The 1,040-nt window shown below is 61.4% G+C and carries 2 protein-coding genes; both read right to left on the bottom strand.

What is annotated here, in order from left to right:
* On the bottom strand, nucleotides 1-267 hold the full coding sequence (locus tag HV773_RS36505) for an FAD assembly factor SdhE (RefSeq protein WP_175198554.1): 267 nt from the start codon (nucleotides 265-267) through the stop codon (nucleotides 1-3).
* A gap of 24 nt (nucleotides 268-291) precedes the next feature.
* Nucleotides 292-993, bottom strand: a complete 702-nt coding sequence (locus HV773_RS36500) for a succinate dehydrogenase iron-sulfur subunit (RefSeq protein ID WP_175198553.1) — start codon at nucleotides 991-993, stop codon at nucleotides 292-294.
* Nucleotides 994-1,040: the final 47 nt, after the last annotated feature.

Below are 1,040 nucleotides of genomic sequence, written 5' to 3'. Positions count from 1 at the left end.
TCAAACGTTGCGAAGCAGCTCCAGCACCCGCTTCACGTCCGGGTCGGCAAGGTCGCCTTCTGGTTCCTTGCGTGCAAGCAGCAAGTCCATCAGGTCGTTATCGCTCAGCTCGAGCAGGCGCGTGAGAGCGCCCACATCGGCGTCGCTGAGGTCATGCTCATAGCGGTCCAAAAACCGCTCGAAAATCAGATCGTTTTCGAGCAGACCGCGCCGTGCGCGCCAGCGAAGGCGCGCGCGGCGATGGGGATCAGACTGGTGCGATTCCATTTCGCTTATTTCTGGCACGCAGCGTCAAACCGCGCGGCGAACCATCAGTTCCTTGATCTTGCCGATCGCCTTCGTCGGGTTCAGCCCCTTCGGGCAAACGTCGACGCAGTTCATGATCGTGTGGCAACGGAACAGACGGTACGGGTCTTCGAGGTTGTCCAGGCGCTCGCCGGTGGCTTCGTCGCGGCTGTCCGCGATGAAGCGGTAAGCCTGCAGCAGGCCCGCCGGGCCGACGAACTTGTCCGGATTCCACCAGAAGCTCGGGCACGACGTCGAGCAGCTCGCGCACAGAATACACTCGTACACGCCGTCGAGCTCGTCGCGCTGTTCGGGCGACTGCAGACGCTCCTTCTCGGGCGGCGGCGTGTCGTTGATCAGGTACGGCTTGATCGAGTGGTACTGGTTGAAGAAGTGCGTCATGTCGACGATCAGGTCGCGCACGACCGGCAGGCCCGGCAGCGGACGCAGCACAATCTTCGCCGGCAGTTCGTTCAGGTTCGTGAGACACGCCAGACCGTTCTTGCCGTTGATGTTCATGGCGTCCGAACCGCACACGCCTTCGCGGCACGAACGGCGGAACGACAGCGTCTCATCCAGTTCCTTGAGCTTGACCAGCGCGTCGAGCAGCATGCGCTCGTGCGTGATTTCCAGCTCGTACGACTGCATGCGCGGCGCCGCGTCCTTGTCCGGGTCGTAGCGATAGACTTCAAAAATTCGTTTGGCCATTTCCAAATTCCCTTTGACTGGCGTGTGCCTTAGAACGTACGCGCCTT

It is taken from the genome of Paraburkholderia caffeinitolerans (assembly GCF_902859945.1).
GTDB classification, from domain to species: domain Bacteria; phylum Pseudomonadota; class Gammaproteobacteria; order Burkholderiales; family Burkholderiaceae; genus Paraburkholderia; species Paraburkholderia caffeinitolerans.
The sequence above is the reverse complement of the archived record's forward strand: the minus strand, read 5'-3'. Positions and strand labels throughout refer to the sequence as shown.